This window comes from Pseudomonas sp. 14P_5.3_Bac1 (assembly GCF_025466135.1).
Taxonomy (GTDB): domain Bacteria; phylum Pseudomonadota; class Gammaproteobacteria; order Pseudomonadales; family Pseudomonadaceae; genus Aquipseudomonas.
Window position 1 is genome coordinate 66,068 of sequence record NZ_JANLOF010000007.1, and the last position, 15,839, is coordinate 81,906.

The following is a 15,839-nucleotide window of genomic DNA, read 5'->3' on the forward strand; positions in this document are numbered from 1 at the left end:
TGACGATAAGGACCGCCCCACCATGGCAATCGTTCGCCCCACCCTTGAGCAGCTATTGGATATCGCGAGCAGCCTGCACATGCAGCTCAGCCCCGAGCAAGCTGATGAATACTTGCTTCTTATGCAGTCAAGCTTCGACGCTTACGACCTGATTGACGAGTTGCCCGACTTTATCCCGCCTGTACGTTACGAACGCAGCTCGGGCTATCGTCCATCGGCCGCACACAACCCATTGAACGCCTGGTACTTGCGCACGGAAGTCAGCGGCGCCCGTGAAGGCAAACTGGCCGGTAAAACGGTCGCGCTCAAGGACAATATTTCACTGGCTGGCGTGCCCATGATGAATGGTGCCAAGCCGCTGGAGGGCCACGTTCCAGCGTTCGACGCCACCGTCGTCACCCGATTGCTGGATGCGGGCGCAACCATCCTCGGCAAGGCCACGTGCGAGCATTACTGCCTGTCCGGTGGCAGTCACACCTCCGACCCCGCACCGGTGCACAACCCTTATCGCCATGGGTTTGCCTCGGGTGGATCGTCTTCCGGCAGCGCGGCGCTGGTTGCCGCGGGCGAGGTCGACCTGGCAGTCGGCGGCGACCAGGGCGGGTCCATCCGGATTCCTTCCGCATTCTGCGGCACCTACGGCATGAAGCCGACCCACGGCCTGGTGCCTTACACCGGAATCATGGCCATCGAAGCGACCATCGATCATGCCGGCCCCATCACCGCCAATGTGCGCGACAACGCCTTGATGCTGGAGGTGATGGCCGGCGCGGACGGGCTCGATCCGCGACAAGCCGCCCCGCAGGTCGACACGTACAGCGATTACCTGGAGCGCGGCGTGAGCGGTCTCAGGATCGGCATCCTGCGCGAAGGCTTCGAACTGGCCAACCAGGACCCGCGTGTGGCTTCGTCTGTACGCAATGCCATCGCACGGTTTTCGCAGCTGGGCGCGCAGGTCGAGGAGGTGTCGGTACCGGAACACAAGATTGCCGGTTCGCTGTGGCACCCCATCGGCTGTGAGGGCCTGACGATGCAGATGATGCACGGCAATGGGGCCGGCTTTAACTGGCAAGGGCTGTATGACGTCGGGTTGCTGGACAAGCAAGCCGGATGGCGCGATCAGGCCAATGACCTGTCGGCCTCTCTCAAGCTGTGCATGTTCGTCGGTCAATACGGTGTCGAGCGCTACAACGGCCGTTTCTACGCCAAGGCGCAAAACCTCAGGCGCCTGGCACGCTCCGCTTATGACGCGGCATTGGCGCGCTATGACCTGCTGGTGATGCCTACCGTGCCGATCATTGCCCAGCCCCACCCGGAGCCGGGTTGCTCGATCACCGAGTATGTGGCCCGAGCCCTGGAAATGATCGGCAACGCCTCCGCCCAGGACATCACCGGCCATCCGGCCATGTCGATTCCCTGCGGCCTGGTAGACGGCTTACCTGTCGGGCTCATGCTGGTGGGCAAGCACTATGCCGAAGGCACGATTTACCAGGCTGCCGCGGCGTTCGAAGCGTCTGTTGACTGGAAAAACTCTTAGCCGGTCCTGCAGCGCCAAAAGAAGCAGCGCAAAAAGAATAAGCCGTCAGGCGCTGCCTGGAAGATCAACGATGAGGAATCAACCCATGACCACACCTGAAAAAAACACGTCAACCCCGGGCGAACGAGCACAGGCGTTACTGCAAGTGCTCAAGCAAAAGGACCTGATCCCCGACGGTTACATCGAGCACATGACACAGCTGATGGCGCACGAATGGAGCCCGGAAAATGGTGCTCGGATTGTGGCCAAGGCCTGGGTGGACCCGCAGTTTCGTGAACTGCTGCTCAAGGACGGCACCGCAGCGTGCGCCCAGTTTGGCTACACCGGCCCGCAGGGTGAATACATCGTTGCCCTGGAAGACACGCCCAGCGTGAAAAACGTGATTGTGTGCAGCCTGTGCTCCTGCACCAACTGGCCTGTGCTCGGCTTGCCGCCGGAGTGGTACAAGGGCTTCGAATTCCGTGCGCGGCTGGTTCGCGAAGGGCGCACCGTCCTGCGGGAATTGGGCACGCACCTGCCGGCCTCGGTCACCATCAAGGTGTGGGACACCAGCGCCGAAAGCCGCTACCTGGTGCTGCCTGTGCGGCCGCAGGGGAGCGAATCCATGGATGAAGAAGCGCTTCGAAAATTGATCACCAAGGATGTCCTTATCGGCGTGGCGCTACCGCACGTAGCGTAACCGGGGCGCTTTGTTTCTTTCACTTTTCAGAGGTATTCACGATGGATGGTTTTCACGATCTCGGTGGTTTTCAAGGCTTTGGCAAGGTCCCTCATACCATCAACAGCCTGAGCTACAAACAGGTGTTCAAGCAGGACTGGGAGCACCTGGCCTACAGCCTGATGTTTGTCGGTGCCGATCACTTGAAAAAGTTCAGCGTGGACGAAATACGCCACGCCGTCGAACGCCTGGATGTTCGTCAACATGTCGGCACCCAATACTACGAACGCTATGTCATCGCGACCGCCACCCTGCTGGTCGAAACAGGCGTCATCACCCAGGCGGAACTCGATCAGGCCCTGGGTGCTCACTTCAAGCTGGCGAATCCCGCTCATGCTGAAGGTCGCCCGGCGATCACCGGTCGAGCGCACTTTGAGGTGGGCGACCGAGTGCTCGTGCGAGACGAGTATGTGGCCGGGCATACCCGCATGCCCGCCTATGTGCGTGGCAAGGAAGGCGTGGTCCTGCACCGCACATCCGTGCAGTGGCCATTCCCGGACGCGATTGGCCATGGCGACCTGAGCGCGGCGCATCAGCCCACCTACCACGTCGAGTTTCGCACTCAGGACCTGTGGGGGGACGCCGCAGATGAGGGTTTGGTGGTGGTCGACCTGTTCGAAAGCTACCTGGATAAGGCCGCAAGCCAACCTGCGGTGAACACATGATTGACGGCGCCCAGGCGGGCCGACTGCCGGTAACGGTACTTTCCGGCTTCCTCGGCGCCGGCAAAACCACTCTGCTCAACCATATCCTGCGCAATCGCGAAGGCCTGCGGGTGGCGGTCATCGTCAACGACATGAGCGAAGTCAACATCGATGCCGAAGAGGTGCAGCGCGACGTATCACTGCACCGTGGCCGCGATGAGTTGATCGAGATGAGCAATGGTTGCATCTGCTGCACGCTGCGCGCCGATCTGCTCGAACAGATCAGTGCCCTGGCACGCCAGCAGCGTTTCGATTACCTGCTGATTGAATCCACCGGGATCTCCGAGCCCATGCCCGTGGCGGAGACGTTCGCTTTCCTGGACGCACAGGGCTTCAGCCTCAGCGAACTGGCACGGCTCGATACGCTGGTGACGGTGGTCGATGGCAGTCGTTTTCAGGCGTTGCTGGCGTCGCCGGACACCGTGGCCCGCGACGACGCGCAGGAGGACACACCCAAGCGCCCTCTGGCGGACCTTCTGATCGAGCAGGTGGAATACGCCAACGTCATTCTCGTCAACAAACTGGACCTGCTCGATGAGCCTGGCTACCAGGCCGTGCACGCGATCCTCGCCGGCCTTAACCCGACCGCGCGGATCGTGCCGATGGTTGAGGGTAACGTTGAGTTATCCAGCATCCTCGATACCCATCTGTTTGACTTGCCCAGCCTTGCAGCGTCGCCGGGCTGGATGAAGAAAATGGAGGCCGGCGACGCACCGGCCTCAGAGTCGGACACCTATGGCGTGACGTCCTGGGTGTACCGCGAGCGCGCGCCTTTTCACCCACAGCGATTGTTCGACTTTCTCCAGCGGCCCTGGTGCAACGGGCGTCTGCTGCGCAGCAAAGGTTACTTCTGGCTCGCCAGCCGACACCGGGAAACCGGCCTGCTGGTGCAGAGCGGCAAGCAGTTCCAGTGGGACTATGTCGGCCACTGGTGGAACTTCATCGAGCCGTCGCAATGGCCGCGGGATGAATATCGGTTGCAAAGCATCATGGCCAAGTGGGACAGCATTGTCGGGGATTGCCGGCAAGAGCTGGTCTTCATCGGCCAGGATCTGGATACCCACACGTTGCAGCGCGAACTCGACCACTGCCTGCTGAGTGCTCAGGAAATCGCCGCCGGCCCGTCGGCCTGGCAAGCCCTGCCGGGGGCGACAGCCTTCGACGCCCGGGCCTTGTCGACATGCCCGACGCCCTCGCTTGCAGGCTGAACCCATTTGATCGAGGTAGAGGTGTTCCATGCTTTTTTTCAGCCGAACCACCCGCTGGGTACTGGCGCCACTTGCCGACAGGCTGGAGCAGCCTGACCAGGCGAGCACGCCGTTATCGTCGAACCACCCGTTATTGCGCCGCATCCTTGCAGGCGTCGAGCAACTGCTGCAGGAGCGACAAGCCCTGAAGGAGCAAACGCGCGCACTGACCTTGCACGTCAGCCAATTGGACGAGCGCCTGGCTGACCGCGACAAACATTTGCGCCAGTTGCAAGCACGCTGGGCACTGATCACCCGGGGCGCAGATGAACTGTTCTGGTCGCTGGACCTGGAGGGCGCCGCCGCACCCGCGGCGGAGTCCAGGATGGAGTGGACGGGGTCTGCATCGATCCAGGCCCAAGGTATTGATCAGCTTGGCCGTTGGAGCGAACAGCTACACCCGGCTGATCGGCAACCGCACCTGGAGGCGCTTGCCAGGCATCTTGCCGACCGCAACGGGCGGACGCCCTTTGCGCTCGAGGTGCGGATGAAGTCTGCATCAGACGGTGACTATCGATGGTGCAGGATCAGCGGCGATTCATGTCGCGATACGCAAGGCGTACCGCTCGCCATCGGTGGGATCCTGCGTGACATTCACGACCAGCACCTGCACACCGAAGCGCTCGAACTGGCGGCCACACGTTTCGACATTTCCCGGGAGATGCTGCATGACGGGCTCTGGGACATCGAGGTCGTGGCTAGCGACCCTGCGAACCCGACAAATACCATTTGGTGGTCTTCGCAAATGCGCCGGCTGCTGGGGTGCAGCACGGTTGAAGAATTCCCCAACACCCTGGAAAGCTGGACCTCGCGCCTGCATCCCGACGACAGCGCGCGGGCAATCGCAGCGTTTGTCGCCCACGTTGATGACCGCAGCGGCAAGACCCCGTTTGATGTGGATTATCGACTCAAACATAAAAGTGGCGCTTACCGCTGGTTTCGCGGCCGGGGGCAAACGCGCCGCGCGCGGGACGGCTCACCGCAAAGAGTGGTGGGCGCCATCACCGATATCCATGCCCACCATGAAGAAAGCACGATGCGTGAGGCTCAGGCGGAACAACATCGGGTGATGCAGGAAACCCTCAGCAAGTTGACCCAGATTGTCGCCACCATCCAGGGCATTGCCAGCCAAACCAACCTGTTGGCGTTGAACGCCGCCATTGAGGCGGCGCGCGCAGGCGAGGCCGGGCGCGGGTTTGCCGTGGTCGCCGATGAAGTGCGCAAGCTGGCCACCCGAACCAGCCAGGCCACGCAGCAAGCAGCCGAAATGATGGACAGCTAACACCATGAAAGCGCGTGCACTGGACCAGTGCACACAGGGCATATTCCAACAATAACAATCAGGTACTTATGCGCGATTACGACTCAGCAGTGAGATCTTTCGATTATCTACAACTGGCCGCCCAGGACTTGCACGGCGACCTGGATGCCTTGAACGCATGCATCGAATGCTGCGACCGACACGCCGACGGTGATGCCGTGGCGTTGTATTGCGAAACCCGGGATGGCCACGCCACGCACTACACCTTCAGCGAACTGCAGGCACAGGCTGCGCGCTTCGGCAACTTTCTGCGAGAGCAAGGGGTCAAGCCGGGCGAGCGTGTAGCAGGCCTGATGCCACGCACGGTTGAACTGTTGATTGCCATTTTGGGTACCTGGCGTATCGGCGCGGTCTACCAACCGCTCTTCACTGCATTCGGCCCAAAGGCGATCGAGCAGCGGTTGGGCTGCTCCGGGGCACGCTGGATCGTGACCGATGCTCATAATCGCCCCAAGCTCGACGAGGTCACTGACTGCCCCCCTATCATCGTGACCGGCGCTGATCCACGGCGCCCGGGTGATTACGACTTCTGGGCCGCCCTGAGTCGTCAACAGGCGGATTGCGCGCCTGAGTTGCTGGACGCCAGCGCACCGTTCCTGCTGATGTGCACGTCGGGTACCACAGGGCCGGCCAAGCCACTGGAGGTACCGTTAAGCGCCATTCTGGCCTTCAAGGGCTATATGCGTGATTCGATTGACCTGCGAGAGGACGACCGTTTCTGGAATCTCGCCGACCCCGGCTGGGCCTATGGTTTGTACTACGCAGTGACCGGCCCGCTGGCGTGTGGCCGTGCCACGCTGTTCTATGACGGGCCTTTTGCGGTGGACAGTACCTGCCGAATCATCGCCAAGTATGCGATCAGCAACCTGGCCGGCTCGCCGACGGCTTATCGTCTGCTGATCGCAGCAGGGGCTGAGTTCGCCGACGCCGTGCGTGGCCACCTGCGTGTCATCAGCAGCGCCGGCGAACCGCTTAACCCGCAAGTCATTCGGTGGTTTGCCGAAGAACTCGGTGTGGTCATCCACGACCACTACGGCCAGACTGAAATCGGCATGGTGCTGTGCAATCACCACGGCTTGCGCCACCCGGTACGTGAGGGCTCGGCCGGTTATGCGGTTGCGGGGTACCGGATTGTCGTGCTCGATGACGCACATCGCGAATTGCCGACTGGCCGGCCAGGCGTGCTGGCGGTGGATCGCGAGCGCTCGCCCCTGTGCTGGTTCAACGGCTACTTCGGTATGCACACCAAGGCCTTTGTCGACCGTTATTACTTGAGCGGCGATATCGTGGAGCTCAATGACGACGGCAGTATCAGCTTCGTCGGCCGTAACGACGACGTGATCACCACGTCCGGTTATCGCGTCGGGCCTTTCGATGTGGAAAGTGCGCTGATCGAACACCCGGCGGTGGTTGAAACCGCCGTCATCGGCAAACCCGACCCGCAACGCACCGAGCTGATCAAGGCGTTTGTCGTACTGAACCGTCAGTACCTGCCAAGCGCCGAGTTGGCTGAAGTCTTGCGCCTGCATGTGCGACAGCGCCTGGCCGCACATGCGTACCCACGGGAAATCGAGTTCGTTGAACAACTGCCCAAGACACCGAGTGGCAAACTGCAGCGGTTCATTCTGCGCAGCCAGGAAATGGCAAGGCAGCAGGCGCTCGACAAATAAGGCCAGGGCCGTAGGGAGCGGCTACGTGTGTACAGCACGGCGCGAGTGTTGTGCTAAGCCGCTCGGAATTCCAGCGCAGAGCCCTGGAGTTGTCAGGGACATCACCCGGTGGAAGGTCGGCGACCGTGTGACGGTCGCCCTTTGCAGGCGGATGTGGCGCGTGTCGCGAGTGCAACAGCGGTAACCCGCAAGTCTGCACTACCCAGTTTCAACCGGGCTTCACTCATTGGGGGTCGTTTGCCGAGTACGTCGGTATACACCAGGCCGACCTGAACCTCGTCGCACAGCCGGCGTTCCCGTCGTGACCGCGTTCTAGACTCAATCACCTGCCACCGACAATCTGTGCAGATGTGTGGGCTCCTCGCTTACTCTATAAACGCCGTATTGCCGTACCTGATCTATAAAGATATTGGCAGGTGTGCCGATAATCGAGAAAGCCCTTCAGGCGGTTGCAGTTCGTTTTGGCGATGAGTAAGGAACACGAAATGATGCCTTTTCGTAAGAGCGCCCTTAAAGCATCCGACGTGACCCTCTGCATTCTTGTGTGCCTGGCCGGGGTGGCCGTAACGAGCTTGGTACTGATTCTTTACCACGGGTCAGAGCAGCGCACCGTTGCCGTTGCGTTCCAACTGGAGGTTGACGAACGATTCAGTCGCTTGCAGCGACGTTTTACTGTTCAAGACTTGAAACTGGACACCGTCAGGCGTTTCTTCATCAACGCCGACGATGTCACGGAAAAGGAGTTTATGGGGTTCGTCACGCCTCTCGTCGAAGAGGGCGAAACGTACGGTTGGGTACCGAGGATTCTCGAGCAGGATCTACAAGTGTTTCACACCAAGGCGCTGCTCAATGGTACGAGTGACTTTGCGTATCATGAGATCAATCCAATCACCGGTGCCGAAGCCCCCCTCACCCGCCGCCCGGAACACATGGTCTTGCTCTATTTATCCAAGCGCGATGACGTGAAGGTTACCCCTGGCATGGATGTCATCGCCCGCCCGGATCGCGAGGCCCTGTTGAACAAGGCACGAGAAACACATCAAATGGTCGTGTCGCAACCGTTGAAAATGAGCAATGGCCAGGCCGGGGTTTTCTTTGTCGCTCCCGTATTCAAAGAGTCCTCCGAGGCGCCAATGAACGATGAAGGTTTGCAGGGCTTCATCATCTCGACAATGCGCTTGGCCTCCTTGATGGAACAAAGCATTCCGTTACCCAGTCTGCAACGACTGAACGTGACGCTGTCATTGACCGACACACAGCATCAGGAAGACAACATTTATCAGAGCTTATCGCCGGCTGCCCCATCGCCGCTTTACGCTCAGCGCGTGTTGAAAGTAGCCGACCAACACTACTTGATGCGGTTTCGGCCAACCTCAGCCTTTTTGAGCTCCAACAGTCACGCATCGTTTATCAGTCTGATTGCCGTGTTCGGAACAGGATTGACGCTGCTGATGACGTTGATGGTGTACTTGCTGATCACGCAGCGCGCGCGGGCCCTGTCTCTTGTTGAAGAACGCACGCAAGCCCTGCGCTTATTGAACATTACCGACCACCTGACGGGCGTGTATAACCGCAGGCACTTCGAAGAGCTGATGGAGCGCCTGCTCATTGAGGCTGACACCCACTACCAGCCTCTATCGCTGATCATGTTCGACGTTGATCACTTCAAACGCATCAACGACAGCAGGGGGCATCAGTGCGGTGACAACGTGCTGAAGGCATTGTGTACACGAATACGTTCGGCAACGCGCAAATCCGATCTACTGTGCAGAACAGGTGGCGAAGAGTTTGCCTTGATCTGCCCGGGTAGCGAACTGCACGACACAAAGCGGCTGGCGGAAAAGCTTCGAGCCCTCGTCAGCGCCCTGCCCTTTGAGGAGGCGGGTCAGGTAACGTGTAGCTTCGGCGTCGCGGCGTGGGTGCCATCGGAGTCATTTGATGCTTTCATGCGGCGCGCGGACAGCGCTATGTACAGTGCTAAATCAAAGGGTCGTGATCAAGTCCAGCTTGCCAATGTGTAACAAGCCGGATGCAGGGTTATCACGACCTGGTGGGTCACGTCCCGATCAAAAGTCGTCCTTTACGGCTCCCCCGTTGATCTTGAACGCTCGGGTTTGCAGATAGACACTTCGAATGAAGTTGTACTTATCGCCCGTAATGAGCTTTTCGGACGTCAGATATTGAGCCCGTCCGTCGATCAGGCTCACGCCGTAAAGGCTATTACGGGTAGGAACGTCGCCGATGTAGCGGACCGGATTGGTGTAGGCATCGGGAAGGATGGCAGGCGCATCGCGCAGTGTGCTTGGCCCCAGGAGCGGCAGTACCAGGTAAGGGCCGCTATTTACCCCCCAGTAACCGAGGGTTTGACCGAAATCTTCGTCACTGCGCTGCAGCCCCATGGGCGTCGCGACGTCAAACAACCCCGCCAGGCCAATCGTGCTGTTGAGTAAAAAGCGACTCGTATCCACGCCGGCACTATGAAACTTGGCTTGAAGTAAGTTGTTGGACAGATTTTTGACCTCCCCCAGATTATTGAAAAAATGATGAATGCCGTCTTGAGCAACCCGGGGAGTGACGAATTGGTAGGCCTGGGCAAGTGGTTTGAGTGCATAGGTATCCAACGTGTCGTTGAATGAGAAAATAGGTCGGTTAATACCTTCCCATGGATCTGCGTCGGCGTCCGCACGCGAAGGCGGTGAGATCGTGATGAAGCAGGCGCAGGCAAGCACCTGGACGCAACGGCTTACACTGGAACGAAAGGCACACATGGTTATTCCCCACTCAAAGAAGTCATCTGATTTGATGCGCGCAAGCCGTTCCTTCGCTGCGGTGATGTGTGCACGTGGCAGGGCCATTAATTCCAACCGCCCCCCAGCACTTTGTACAACGTGATGCGATTACTCTGCTCGGTCAGGCGCAGCGTGATCAGGTCCTGCTGTGCGCTGTAGAGCGAGCGTTGCGCATCCAGGGCTTCGAGGTAGCTTTGCGAACCGCCCCGATACAAGGCATCCGAGAGTTCGAAGCTTTTGCGGCTGGCGTCGGTCAGCGCCTGTTGCGCGGCGATACGGCGATCCAGGGTGCTGCGCACCGCCAACGCATCGGCCACTTCGCGGAAGGCGGTCTGCAGGGTTTGCTGATAGGTCTGCACCTGGATCTCGCGTTCTACCTTGGCCGAATCCAGGGTCGCGCGGTTACTGCCGCCGTCAAAAATCGGCACGCTGATGCTCGGGGCAAAGGTCCAGGCACCGCTGCCGGACTTGAACAGGCCGGCCAATGCCGCACTGGACGAGCCGGCGTTGGCGGTCAGGCTGATGCTCGGGTAAAACGCCGCACGGGCCGCGCCAATATCAATGTTGGCGGACTTGAGCGTATGTTCGGCCGAGAGCACGTCCGGGCGTTGTTGCAGCAGGCTGGAGGGCAGGCCCGCCGGAATCTCCACCAGCACCGCCGCCGATTCCAGGTGCGTCCCCGGCAAGAGCGCCTCGGGCAGATCACTGCCGACCAACAGGCGCAAGGCATTGCGGTCCTGCAGGATCTGGCTCTCGTAGGACGCCACATCGCCCCGTGCCGACTCGACCGTGGTCTGGGCTTGCGCCACGGACAACGCAGAAGCGCCGCCCAAGGTGTAGCTGCGCTGGGTCAGGTCGTAGGTGGCCAACTGGCTGGTCAAGGTTTCCTGGGCCAGCAGCAGCCGTTCGTTGTCGGCGGCCAGGGTCAGCCAGGCCGTGGCCACTTCGGCCACCAGACTGATTTGCGTGCTGCGCCGGGTTTCCGTCAGCGCCAGGTAGTCTTCCAGCGCCTCATCCCGCAGGTTGCGAACCCGGCCAAACACGTCCAGCTCATAACTGCTCAGCCCCAATTGAGCGCTGTAATCGTGAGTGGTGGCCGCCGCGCCGGAGTTGGACAGCGACCCCGGTGTACGGCTATGGGTGCCGCTGACGCTCGCGTCGACAGTGGGAAACAGGTCTGCGCGCTTGATGCGGTACTGCGCCTGAGCCTTCTCAACGTTCAGGCTGACCAAACGCAAGTCGCGGTTATTGGCCAGCGCCAATACCTGCAACTGCGCCAGGCGGCTGTCGGTAAAGAACTGCTGCCATTTGATATCAGCCCCAGCCTGCCCTTTTGGCAGGCTGGCTGCAGGCAGCCATTGCTCGGACACCGGTGCAGCGGGACGCTCATACTGCGGTGCCAGGTTGACGCAACCGCCCAGGGCCATGGCGGCCAGCAAAGGCCAGTGTGACTTGATCATGCATCACCTGTCGGGGCAGATTGGTTAGCGCTGTGCACGCGGCCAAAACGGCGGCGGATCAGCACGAAAAACAGCGGCACAAAGAAAATCCCCAGCACCGTCGCGCTGAACATGCCGCCCAGCACCCCGGTCCCGATGGCCTGGCGCCCGGCGGAGCCTGCGCCCGTACTCAAGGCCAGCGGCAACACGCCGAACATGAACGCCAGGGAGGTCATCAGGATCGGCCGCAGGCGTTGGCGCACGGCGATCAGCGTCGCGTCGATCACGCTGTTGCCCTGCTCTTGCAAGTGCTTGGCAAACTCAACGATCAGGATCGCGTTTTTCGCGGCCAGGCCCACGGTGGTCAACAACCCGACCTGGAAATACACGTCGTTGCTCAACCCGGCGACACGGGTCGCCAGCACCGCACCGATCACCCCCAGGGGCACTACCAGGATCACCGAAAACGGCACCGACCAACTCTCATAGAGCGCGGCCAGGCACAGGAATACAAACAACACGGAGACGCCGTAGAGCAGCGGCGCCTGGGAGCCCGACAGGCGCAGTTGATAGGATTGCCCCGTCCACTCGTAGCCGATGCCCTGAGGCAGTTGCCGAACAATGGCTTCCACCGCGTTCATCGCGTCCCCGGAGCTCACCCCTGGTGCAGGGTCACCCACAATTTCCAGGGAGGCGTTACCGTTGTAGCGTTCCAGCAACGGCGAGCCGTAACTCCAGGAGCTGCTGGCGAAGGACGAAAACGGCACCATTTCATTGTTGCTGTTGCGCACAAACCAGTGATCAAGGTCCGCCGCCTGCATGCGCGAGGATGCCTGGCCCTGTACATAGACTTTTTTCACCCGGCCCTGGTTGAGGAAGTCGTTTACGTAAGTACCGCCAAGCGCCGTCGACAATGTGGTGTTGATGTCACTGGTACTCAAGCTCAAGGCCCCGGCCTTGCGGTCGTCAATGCTGACCTTGAGCTGCGGCGCATCGTCCAGGCCGTTGCTGCGCACGCCCAGCAAGCGGGGATCTTTCCTGGCCAACTCCAGGAACTGTTCGCGGGCCGCCACTAACGCATCATGGCCCAGGCCACCGAGGTCCTTGAGTTGCAGGTCGAACCCCGAGCTCTGGCCCAGGCCGCGCACGGTCGGCGGCTGCATGACGAACGCATCGGCATCGCCGATGCTCGACAGCGCCATGGTCGCCCGCTGGGCGATAGCGGCTGCACCCTCACCAGAGCCACCGCGTTCGGACCAGTCCTTGAGGCGAATAAACGCCCGCGCGGTATTCTGGCTGTTGCCGCCCATGCCCAGCCCGCTGATGCTGATCATCGCTTCGACTTCGGGCTGTTTCAGGATGTAGTCTTCGAACTGCTTGATCACGGCTTGTGTGCGGCTGTCCGTCGCGCCGACCGGTAACTGGATCTGTGCCAGGAGGATCCCCTGGTCTTCATCCGGCAGGAACGACGTGGCCAGGCTCATGTAGCCCACCGCCATGACCACCAGCACCACGCCGTAAAGCAGCAGGCTGCGTCCCCAACGGAGCAACACCGCCCCCACCCAGCGCTCATAACCGGCACTGGCCCGTTCAAAGGTGCGGTTGAACCAGCCGAAGAACCCGCGCTGAGCCGTATGCGCCTGGCCGCCACGCGCCTTGAGCAACGACGCGCAGAGCGCGGGTGTCAGGGTCATCGCCACCAACACCGACAGGACCATGGCCGAGACAATGGTCACCGAAAACTGCCGATAGATAATCCCGGTGGAACCACCGAAAAACGCCATGGGAATAAACACTGCACTCAGCACCAGGGTGATACCGACCAGTGCACTGCTGATTTCACTCATCGATTGCCGTGTGGCGGCCACCGGCGACAGCCCCTCGCCCATCAACCGCTCGACGTTTTCCACCACCACAATGGCGTCGTCCACCAGCAAACCGATCGCCAGGACCATGGCAAACATGGTCAAGGTGTTGATCGAATAGCCGAACAGCGCCAGCACACCGAACGTGCCCAGCAGCACCACTGGCACAGTAATCGCCGGTATCAGCGTTGCGCGCAGGCTCTGCAGGAACAGGAACATGATCAGCACCACCAGCACGATGGCCTCGCCCAGGGCCTTGACCACTTCCTCGATGGACAGGCTGACAAACGGCGTGGTGTCGTAGGCAATCACGTTTTTAAGCTGCATTTCTGTCGGGTAGAACGGCTCCATCTCTTTGAGCTTGGCCTTGACTGCCTCACCGACATTCAGCGCATTGGCGCCAGCCGCCAGTTGCACACCCATGGCTGCGGCGGGTTTGCCGTTGAGGGCCGAACTGATGTCGTAGCTTTCACTGCCCAACTCCAGGGTTGCGACGTCGCCCAGCAGAACGACAGCTCCATCACTGTTGGACTTGACGACGACATTACGAAACTCTTCAACGGTCTGCAGTTTGCTGCGGGCGCTGATCGTGGCGTTCAACTGCTGCCCCTTGATCGCCGGCAAGGCGCCGAGCTGCCCGGCGGAGACTTCAGTGTTCTGCGCCTCCAGGGCACTGCTGACGTCCGAGGGCATCAACGCGTACTTTTCCAACAGGGCGGGATCCAGCCAGATACGCATGGCGTAGCCCGACCCCAACGTCTGCACATCGCCAACGCCGTCTATTCGGCTGATGGAGTCCAGCAAGGTGGTGGAAATGTAGTCGCCGATCTGGGTACCGGTGACACTGGGGTCATCCGATGCCAGGGCGACAATCATCAAGAAGTCCGAGCCGCCTTTGGTCACGGTCAGGCCTTCGCTTTGTACCGTTTGCGGCAGTCTCGACTCCGCTTGTTGCAGCTTGTTCTGCACCTGCATCTGGGCGACGTCCGGGTCAGTGCCGGCAGTAAAGGTCAAACTGATGCTGGCACTGCCTGCCGAACTGCTGGTGGCCGACATATAGGTCAGGTTATCCAGGCCTTTCATCTGCTGTTCGATGACCTGGGTCACCGAGTCCTCCACGGTCTTGGCCGAGGCCCCGGTGTAGGTGGCAGAAATCGTGACCGTGGGCGGCGCGATGTCCGGGTACTGCTCCAACGGCAACTGGCTGATGGACAAGCCACCACCGAGCATGATCACGATGGCGATCACCCAGGCGAAGATAGGTCGATCAATAAAAAAGTGCGCCATGTTCAACCCGCCTTCACAGGAGTCGGCGTCGTAGCCGCCTGGGTAGTGGCGTCTTGCGCGTTTACGGCGGCGCCGACACGAACCTTTTGCCCGCCTTCGACGATCAACTGGTCCCCCGCGTTCAGGCCTGCGGTGACCCACCACTGGTTACCCACCGCGCGATCGATGGTCAGCTCGCGTTGCTCAACCTTGCCGTCAACCACCAGCAACGCGGTGGTCACACCACTGGCGCTACGGTTGACCGCTTTTTGCGGAATCAGAATGGCCTGATCATTGCGCGCCTGCTCCAGCACCGCGCGCACATACATGCCCGGCAGCAGCAGGTGGTCCGGGTTGGCGAACTCTGCGCGAAGGGTCACGGTGCCCGTGCCCTCGTTGACACTGACGCCGCTGACCTTGAGCCGCCCCTCATGGTTGTAGGCGGTGCCGTCGTCCAGCTTCAGACTGATCCGTGCCTGCCCCTCGCCGTTGGACTGCAAGGCCCCGCTGGCCAGGTCACGCTTGAGCCGCAGCAGTTCCGTAGTCGATTGGGTGACATCCACATAGATCGGATCGAGTTGTTGCACCGTGGTCAACGCGCTGTCCTGATCAGCCACCACCAGCGCCCCGGGGGTCACAGTGGACGTTTCAATGCGCCCGCTGACCGGCGAGGTAATACGTGTGTAAGCCAGGTTAATCCGGGCGGTCTCGACTTCAGCTGCGGCGACTTGCACGTCGGCGGCCGCGGTGAGCAACGTCGCCTGCGCGTCCTCGTTGTCTTGCTGGCTGATGGCATTGATCTTCACCAGTTCGGCGTCGCGCCTGGCAGTGGCCTGCGCCGATTTAAGCGTGGCGCGGTACTTGGCCAGGCTCGCCTGGGCCTGCGCCAGTGCGGCGTTGTAGGAGGCCGCATCCAATTGGTACAACGCTTGCCCGGCCTTGACATCCGCACCCTCGACAAACAGCCGCCGCTGGACGATGCCACCGACTTGCGGACGAATCTGCGCCACCATGAAGGCCTGGGTGCGCCCCGCCAGCTCGGTGGTCAGCACTTGGCTCTGGGGTTTTATGCTGATCACCGAGACCTTGGGGGTGACCGCCTCAGGAAGTGGCTCGCCGCCGGAGCAGCCGCCCAGCATGACCAAAATGATCAAGGACAGGAGCACCGCGGCGGTGACCAGGAATTTGGCGATTATTTTCGTCGACATAGCAGCCTCTGCAAGACGGGATGACTTGAGTCAGCGCCATGCTGCGAGGCAAATGTGCAGGAAAATTGAAGATTG

The 15,839-nt window shown here is 60.7% G+C and carries 10 protein-coding genes and 3 pseudogenes; 9 read left to right on the forward strand and 4 right to left on the reverse strand.

Annotated elements, in window-relative coordinates; all coding sequences use genetic code 11:
- The first annotated feature begins 22 nt into the window (after positions 1-22).
- The 9 genes and pseudogenes from NTD89_RS01385 to NTD89_RS01425 all read left to right on the forward strand — a co-directional run bounded on the left by NTD89_RS01385 (position 23) and on the right by NTD89_RS01425 (position 9,218).
- Positions 23-1,537 (forward strand): amidase, encoded by a 1,515-nt coding sequence (locus NTD89_RS01385; RefSeq protein ID WP_262206208.1) that lies wholly within the window; start codon positions 23-25, stop codon positions 1,535-1,537.
- An 85-nt stretch (positions 1,538-1,622) separates the two neighbouring features.
- The gene (gene nthA / locus NTD89_RS01390; RefSeq protein ID WP_145163493.1) at positions 1,623-2,216 is read left to right on the forward strand and encodes a nitrile hydratase subunit alpha; all 594 of its coding nucleotides are present in this window, start codon (positions 1,623-1,625) and stop codon (positions 2,214-2,216) included.
- Between the two features lie 41 nt (positions 2,217-2,257).
- On the forward strand, positions 2,258-2,920 hold the full coding sequence (nthB, locus tag NTD89_RS01395) for a nitrile hydratase subunit beta (RefSeq protein WP_145163491.1): 663 nt from the start codon (positions 2,258-2,260) through the stop codon (positions 2,918-2,920).
- Positions 2,917-4,167 (forward strand): GTP-binding protein, encoded by a 1,251-nt coding sequence (locus NTD89_RS01400; RefSeq protein WP_145163489.1) that lies wholly within the window; start codon positions 2,917-2,919, stop codon positions 4,165-4,167. Before nthB ends, NTD89_RS01400 begins: the two co-directional genes overlap by 4 nt.
- Positions 4,168-4,195: 28 nt before the next feature.
- A pseudogene (locus NTD89_RS01405) lies at positions 4,196-5,194 on the forward strand (PAS domain-containing protein); the annotation flags it as partial.
- Between the two features lie 3 nt (positions 5,195-5,197).
- A pseudogene (locus NTD89_RS29425) lies at positions 5,198-5,479 on the forward strand (methyl-accepting chemotaxis protein); the annotation flags it as partial.
- Positions 5,480-5,556: 77 nt separating this feature from the next.
- Complete coding sequence (locus tag NTD89_RS01415; RefSeq protein ID WP_262206209.1) at positions 5,557-7,197, forward strand: AMP-binding protein; 1,641 nt, start codon at positions 5,557-5,559, stop codon at positions 7,195-7,197.
- 88 nt (positions 7,198-7,285) lie between these two features.
- Positions 7,286-7,487 (forward strand): annotated as a pseudogene (locus NTD89_RS01420) (alcohol dehydrogenase catalytic domain-containing protein); the annotation flags it as partial.
- 195 nt (positions 7,488-7,682) lie between these two features.
- Positions 7,683-9,218, forward strand: coding sequence for a sensor domain-containing diguanylate cyclase (locus tag NTD89_RS01425; RefSeq protein WP_262206210.1), 1,536 nt, complete (start codon positions 7,683-7,685; stop codon positions 9,216-9,218).
- A gap of 45 nt (positions 9,219-9,263) precedes the next feature.
- Here NTD89_RS01425 and NTD89_RS01430 read toward each other — a convergent pair whose 3' ends face one another.
- The 4 genes from NTD89_RS01430 to NTD89_RS01445 all read right to left on the reverse strand — a co-directional run bounded on the left by NTD89_RS01430 (position 9,264) and on the right by NTD89_RS01445 (position 15,764).
- A complete protein-coding gene (locus tag NTD89_RS01430) occupies positions 9,264-9,965 on the reverse strand; it encodes a VacJ family lipoprotein (protein WP_315975597.1) in 702 nt (233 codons plus the stop codon).
- Between the two features lie 86 nt (positions 9,966-10,051).
- On the reverse strand, positions 10,052-11,446 hold the full coding sequence (locus tag NTD89_RS01435) for an efflux transporter outer membrane subunit (protein WP_262206211.1): 1,395 nt from the start codon (positions 11,444-11,446) through the stop codon (positions 10,052-10,054).
- Positions 11,443-14,577: an efflux RND transporter permease subunit gene (locus NTD89_RS01440; RefSeq protein WP_262206212.1), complete on the reverse strand. Its 3,135-nt coding sequence runs from the start codon at positions 14,575-14,577 to the stop codon at positions 11,443-11,445. The genes NTD89_RS01435 and NTD89_RS01440 overlap by 4 nt, the downstream gene beginning before the upstream one ends.
- 2 nt (positions 14,578-14,579) lie before the next feature.
- Positions 14,580-15,764, reverse strand: a complete 1,185-nt coding sequence (locus tag NTD89_RS01445) for an efflux RND transporter periplasmic adaptor subunit (RefSeq protein ID WP_262206213.1) — start codon at positions 15,762-15,764, stop codon at positions 14,580-14,582.
- Positions 15,765-15,839 lie beyond the last annotated feature (75 nt).

Coding starts and splice junctions, on each gene's coding strand:
- NTD89_RS01385 (WP_262206208.1), top strand. CDS start 23: ATGGCAATCGTTCGCCCCACCCTTGAGCAGCTATTGGATATCGCGAGC.
- nthA (WP_145163493.1), top strand. CDS start 1,623: ATGACCACACCTGAAAAAAACACGTCAACCCCGGGCGAACGAGCACAG.
- nthB (WP_145163491.1), top strand. CDS start 2,258: ATGGATGGTTTTCACGATCTCGGTGGTTTTCAAGGCTTTGGCAAGGTC.
- NTD89_RS01400 (WP_145163489.1), top strand. CDS start 2,917: ATGATTGACGGCGCCCAGGCGGGCCGACTGCCGGTAACGGTACTTTCC.
- NTD89_RS01415 (WP_262206209.1), top strand. CDS start 5,557: ATGCGCGATTACGACTCAGCAGTGAGATCTTTCGATTATCTACAACTG.
- NTD89_RS01425 (WP_262206210.1), top strand. CDS start 7,683: ATGATGCCTTTTCGTAAGAGCGCCCTTAAAGCATCCGACGTGACCCTC.
- NTD89_RS01430 (WP_315975597.1), bottom strand. CDS start 9,965: ATGTGTGCCTTTCGTTCCAGTGTAAGCCGTTGCGTCCAGGTGCTTGCC.
- NTD89_RS01435 (WP_262206211.1), bottom strand. CDS start 11,446: ATGATCAAGTCACACTGGCCTTTGCTGGCCGCCATGGCCCTGGGCGGT.
- NTD89_RS01440 (WP_262206212.1), bottom strand. CDS start 14,577: ATGGCGCACTTTTTTATTGATCGACCTATCTTCGCCTGGGTGATCGCC.
- NTD89_RS01445 (WP_262206213.1), bottom strand. CDS start 15,764: ATGTCGACGAAAATAATCGCCAAATTCCTGGTCACCGCCGCGGTGCTC.